Source organism: Candidatus Poribacteria bacterium, assembly GCA_021162805.1.
Lineage (GTDB): Bacteria > Poribacteria > WGA-4E > B28-G17 > B28-G17 > JAGGXZ01.
On record JAGGXZ010000138.1, the window covers coordinates 1 to 5,623 of the forward strand.

Sequence of the window (5,623 nt, forward strand, 5' to 3'; positions counted from 1 at the left end):
ATCCTTTCTGCTCGCCTTGCGAGAAGGGATTTCGCTTCGTCCATTGCTTGAGCAGGTGCAGGAGTTGATAGAGCAAACATGTCGCATGAACAAACGTCGTGCTCATCCGGCAACTTTTCAGATCTTACTTGCTCTTGGCGATTCTTAACTTGATGCGAATGAGGGGCATATTTTTGTGCCCCTACAGGAAAATCATTGCATGACCGCTTAATTTCACCGGTGGATGGATCACCTTTGAGGTTTTCAAGGAGGTCTGAGAAAATGAGGATCTTTTTGATTTTCTTTTTGGTATTTCTATCCTCTTCAGCGATGAGCGATAAACTGGTCTTCGGAAAGGACGGCGAAATATATGTCGCAGATATTAATAGAAGAGGTGAACCAACAGGTAAAATACGAAATCTCACAAATCATCCTTCCTATGATGATTGCCCCTCATGGTCTCCCGATGGGAGAAAGATTGCCTTTATTACAGATCGAGATGGGTTTTCCACCGTTTATGTGATGGATTCAAACGGCCGAAATCCTCATCCTCTCAATAAAAAGATAAAGGCTGGGCCTTTTGCCGCCGATTGGTCTCCTGATGGGAGAAAAATAGCTGTTTGTGGCGATCCTACCTTCGGAAAAGCTCTCAGTAGTTTGTTTATAGTGAGTATAAACGGTAAGATATTAAGTGAAATTCCGCTGGACGGGATTCGACTATCCGCTATCGTGGATCCGCCGTTTAAATGGTCTCCTGATGGTAAAAGCATAGCATGTATTATCGTCCTAGACTGGCAGATTGGAATAATAGATACGAAAAACTGGCAGCTGAAAGCGATAACGAGGGAAGGGGAAACAGGTTCTCTTGATTGGTCAGAAAAAGGGGAGATCGTCTTTCTTAATAAGGAGGAGGATAAATATTGCGCCGTTTTGATAACTCCTGAAGGGAATACTATTCGGAAATATCCGTTACCAGGTTTCCTCTATGCTGGCTGCCCTGTTTGGTCACCGGATTGTGATCGAATTCTCTTTGAGGGCTCTCAGAAGAAAGAGGAATGGTTTCTCTTCGTGCTGGATTTGAGATCAGGAGATGTAAGGAACACAGGAATCCGGGGTGCTCGCCCAGATTGGTGGGGGAGAAGTACCGCCGTTGAGCCTCTGAATCTGTTTAATACCTTGTGGGGTTTAATCAAAATAAAGGAATGAAGTGGGAGATCGAAGCTGAGGACGCTGAGGGATGGGTGGAGGCATTTGAGGTTCATGCTGGGCTGCTGGGCTTTCGACGTCCGGGGTCCAAAGCTTTAATCTATGCTAAGGAGGTTAAGTCAAATGCGAGGCATAAGGGGAAGCAAGGAGACGATAGGGTTTTTGATCCTCACATGTTTCCTGTCGCTGAGCTTCATCGTCAGTATCGTTTATGCCACATCGGCCAGCGGCTGGGGAAGCAATAACTCCAATGTTTACTATAGCATCGCCGTTTGGAATCTGTGTTATCGACCAGAGTACCAATATACATCAAGCGAACACTCTGTTTACCTGAATAACACTGACCCAAATAATAACATCAATTATGAGTATACCTTCTCACAGACAGTGGACAATAACCACTATAATACCATCGAAGGAAATGGAACACTTGCTCCTGGAGGGGGTACTTTGTCTGAGTATGCCCAAGTAATAGTGGGTGTTGGAGATCTGCCTGCCGGTGAATATACGATAGACGCATATACCGAGGTCAAGTTCTGGGATGGAGCTATTGATGACTATCGAGTAGATGCCCCCACAGCTAATTTCACAAAAGAATGATCTTGCAAGCTGGGGCTGAAGACCTTTTTCAGCTCCAGCTTATTTATTCAATCCCGATGAAAAAGGAATGAGCATGATAAGGAAGATGACCTATAAAACGAGCTTGATTTGGCTTGTTTTCCTTTTGAATAGTATGCCGGGTTTTCCCTCGCCATGGCTTGAAGGGAAGTTGGCTTTTGTCAGAAAGGAGGGGCCTTCAGAAAAGATATGCGTTCTTGAGCAAGGCAAAATACATACAATCTTTTCAGTAGTAAATGACGGAAGAGCCATCGGAGAAATATCCTGGTCTCCGAACGGCAGAGAGATCGTGTTTAACCTGTTCGAATGTGTTAATTTCAGCTGTTCGAAATCGACACTTTACATCATTAATTCACTCGGTGGGATGCCTAGAAGGCTCGAAATTAAAGGGGATTATAAATTCATCTCCTTCCATTCTCCAGACTGGTCTCCCAGGGGGGATAAAATTGCTTTCATAGGTATCTTTGAGGGGAAGAGAGAAAACGTAGCAGGGGCTCTGGATGCCGTTTTTACGGTTAAAACTGACGGAACAGAGCTTAGGGAGATGGGATGGGATAAAGAGACGTGGTTCATGAGGAGTTTATGTTGGGCATCAGATGGCAGAAGAATCATTTTCAGCAGACAACCTTTTGGAAAACCCGGTCAGGTCTCCCTTGATCTTTTTATCATAGATACTGTCACTGGAGAGAAGAGACAACTTACGCAAACCAAAATGGTATCGGAAGACCATCCTAGTTGCTCACCTGATGGGAAAAGGATAGCCTATTCAGCCTCAGGGTTAAATGAAGGACTTTTCATCATGGATCTTGAAAATGGGAATCGCACTGAAGTTCCCCTACAGGGGGATCTTAAAAAAACTGTTTCTAGGAGCACTTGGTCAAAGGATGGGAATCAGATAATCTTCTCCGCCAGAGGAGATCTCTATCTTTACGATTTGAAAACCCGCAACCTTAAGAAGCTATTAACAGGTCTCCGGAGGAGTTCCTTCGACTGGTGGGGAGGGTATACGGCGGTGAAGCCTTTGAACCTGCTCAACACCTTTTGGTCATTGATCAAGAGAGGTGAGATCAAATGAACAAGGAGGCAGGTAAGATGCGCAGCATAAGGATGAGTAAGGAGGCGATTGGGTTCCTGATCCTGACAACCCTCCTTTCGCTGGCGTTTGTCGTCAGCATCGTTTATGCCCTTTATTCCTCTGAAGGAGGATGGGCGGAAGAGGTATCCTGGTCATCTGCTGTCTCGTGGATAAACTATAACGATATCGAGAAAAGGACGTATAGCACACATTCCGTATGGGTATACAACAACCGGTGCAAGGAAAATGGTTACCCAAACCCTAAAATTCTCGTTCACTATGACTTCGAACATTTAATACAAGGACTTGCACCCCAAGGTTACATTGTTCAGGATAGCGGCTGGATTAACGTTGACGACAACGGTGGTGTCCCTTCAAAGGAAGAGGGTTACTATAGCAACACTTTGTCCTTGGACGTCAGCGGGCTAAATCCGGGCCAGTACATATTATGTGCATACACTAGGCTGGAGATATTTGACAGCGGTGGTGATAAGATAAATTTACAAACCTATCCTGATGACCCTGATATCGACGGATTTGCAGATGATACCCTTGTATTTACAAGGTGAGATCAGCAGTTTGATTTGAAGCAACCTGGGCAGGCTTTGCCTGTTCAGGTTGGCCCAATTTTAAAGGGAAAGGAAAACTATGCGAATTATTTTGATCTTTTTAACAGCGTTGTTTCCCTTCTCACTTCCAGCCCAGGATAAACTTGCTTTCTGTGAAAAGGGGGATATATATATAGCGGAGATAGATGTGAGAAACGAGATACGCAATATCCGAAATATCACGAACCATCCTGCTGGAGATTACAACCCCATTTGGTCACCTGATGGGAGAAAGATCGCTTTCATCTCAACTAGAGATGGATTTTTCACGGTCTACATAACAGACCCATACGGTGGAAACCCCCGCCTTCTCAACAAGAAAATAAAGGAGGCATCTGATCTCAACTGGTATCCTGATGGGAAGAGGATATTAGTAGATGGGAAATTACCCGAAGGCAAGAGGATGTTAAGGTACCTCTTAGTCGTGGACATTGAGGGGAAGATACTAGATAAGATCTCTTTCAGAGGCTCATTCCCGGTTTGTTTTAAGCTCTCCCCTGATGGCAGATACATAGCTTGTCATGACATATTAAAACATAATATCAGCATCATAGATACAGATACCTGGCGATTGAGGGGGATAACAGGCAGAGATGAGTGGGGAGGCTCTATGGATTGGTTGAATGAGAAGGTGATTGTGTTTGCTCGCCCAGAGGGAGGGAAGTGGTATATGATCCTATTAGCTTTAGATGGGAGAACTATTCGAAAATATGCTTTGGAGGGTTTTATCTATGCTAATTATCCAGCATGTTCTCCGGATGGCAATCGGATCATCTTTGAAGGATCTGAGAAGAAGGGGAAGTGGTTTCTCTATGTGTTGGATCTCAACAGCGGTAGGATAAAAAACACAGGGGTTAAAGGTTCTCGTCCGGATTGGTGGGGAAATTTTACATCTGTGAAGCCATTGAACCTACTTAACACCCTCTGGTCATTGATCAAGAGGGGAGAGGTCAAATGAACAAGGAGGTTAGGTAAGATGCGCAGCATAAGGAGGAACAAGGAGGCGATGGGGTTTGTGATCCTCACAATCCTCCTGTCGCTTACCTTCATCGTCAGCATCGTTTATGCAGCTTCCAGCTCAGGAAGCTGGAAAGGTGTAAATTACACGGTCTCCGTCTGGAACCTGGTCTACAGATCGGATTACCAAGCTCTCTACAGCAGTCACTCCGCTTTCCTGAACAACCTGGTGGGCGGTGTTACGGCCTGTATCACCTATACGCTTGAAGGGCCGGACTCTTCTCATATCGCTACCAATACTCTCTATCCCAGCGGCCCAGACTTTTATGACTCCAGACAAATGTATGTAGATGTGAGTGATCTAGCCCCTAATACTTATTCTATGGAGGCGGAGACAAGGGTTCAACTCTTTGAAGGAAATGACTCCTATCAGGACACCGCCAACATAACAGGTAGTTTTACCAAGGAATGACATCAAAGACAGGAGGCAAGTTATAATGCTTGCCTCCTAGAATCATTTTTTAGGGAGTGCAATAAATAGGGATTAGAGCAGATCCTATAAGGCCTCGTGAATAACACGACATTGCACACCCTAATCATTTTCTAGATGAGGTGTTGCGATGAAATATCGATTTATTCCCCTTCTGTTTCTCCTCTTAATGCTCCCTACTCTGTCTAAGGAGGATATGGTCGCCTTCTCTCTTATTAATGAGAACACATCCTCCATCGGAATCCTTGACCTGCGCGATGGAAGGGAAGAGATCCTTACTCCACCAAATCTGTATTTCAATCCATCATGGTCTCCTGATGGAAGCGAAATCGTCTTTTATCAATGGCAATTTCCTCAGATAGCTTATATTGTCGACTTACACTCGAGGCGGATTAGAAAACTCACGTTTAAAGATCCGAAGATCTCCGCCACGGCCATGCGTTATCCAAGCTGGTCTCCTAAAGGGGATAAGATACTCTTCTCAGGTCATGTTTATCTCCCCTTTCTCACCCTTGGGCTCTTCACCGTCAGACCTGATGGCTCCGAGGTTAAACGTATCGATGGAACGGGACATGATGACAAATATCCTTCCTGGTCTTACGACGAGAGGAAGATAGCTTTTACCCGCTCTGATGACATCTTCATCATTGACCTCCGAACTAATGAGCTGATCCCTATCACTAGGACCCC

Annotated in this window: 7 protein-coding genes; all 7 read left to right on the top strand. The window is 44.9% G+C overall.

Annotated features, from left to right (window positions below):
* The first annotated feature begins 261 nt into the window (after window positions 1-261).
* The gene (locus J7M22_10270; protein MCD6506995.1) at window positions 262-1,185 is read left to right on the top strand and encodes a PD40 domain-containing protein; all 924 of its coding nucleotides are present in this window, start codon (window positions 262-264) and stop codon (window positions 1,183-1,185) included.
* A gap of 123 nt (window positions 1,186-1,308) precedes the next feature.
* Window positions 1,309-1,785 (top strand): hypothetical protein, encoded by a 477-nt coding sequence (locus J7M22_10275; protein ID MCD6506996.1) that lies wholly within the window; start codon window positions 1,309-1,311, stop codon window positions 1,783-1,785.
* A gap of 73 nt (window positions 1,786-1,858) precedes the next feature.
* On the top strand, window positions 1,859-2,878 hold the full coding sequence (locus tag J7M22_10280; protein ID MCD6506997.1) for a PD40 domain-containing protein: 1,020 nt from the start codon (window positions 1,859-1,861) through the stop codon (window positions 2,876-2,878).
* Window positions 2,875-3,447 carry a hypothetical protein gene (locus tag J7M22_10285; protein MCD6506998.1) on the top strand — a complete coding sequence of 191 codons (573 nt, stop codon included), beginning with the start codon at window positions 2,875-2,877 and terminating at the stop codon, window positions 3,445-3,447. Before J7M22_10280 ends, J7M22_10285 begins: the two co-directional genes overlap by 4 nt.
* Before the next feature lie 79 nt (window positions 3,448-3,526).
* The gene (locus J7M22_10290; protein ID MCD6506999.1) at window positions 3,527-4,444 is read left to right on the top strand and encodes a PD40 domain-containing protein; all 918 of its coding nucleotides are present in this window, start codon (window positions 3,527-3,529) and stop codon (window positions 4,442-4,444) included.
* 18 nt (window positions 4,445-4,462) lie between these two features.
* Window positions 4,463-4,915: a hypothetical protein gene (locus tag J7M22_10295; protein ID MCD6507000.1), complete on the top strand. Its 453-nt coding sequence runs from the start codon at window positions 4,463-4,465 to the stop codon at window positions 4,913-4,915.
* 148 nt (window positions 4,916-5,063) lie between these two features.
* Window positions 5,064-5,623 (top strand): PD40 domain-containing protein (locus tag J7M22_10300; GenBank protein ID MCD6507001.1); only part of this gene is annotated, 560 nt, incomplete at its 3' end.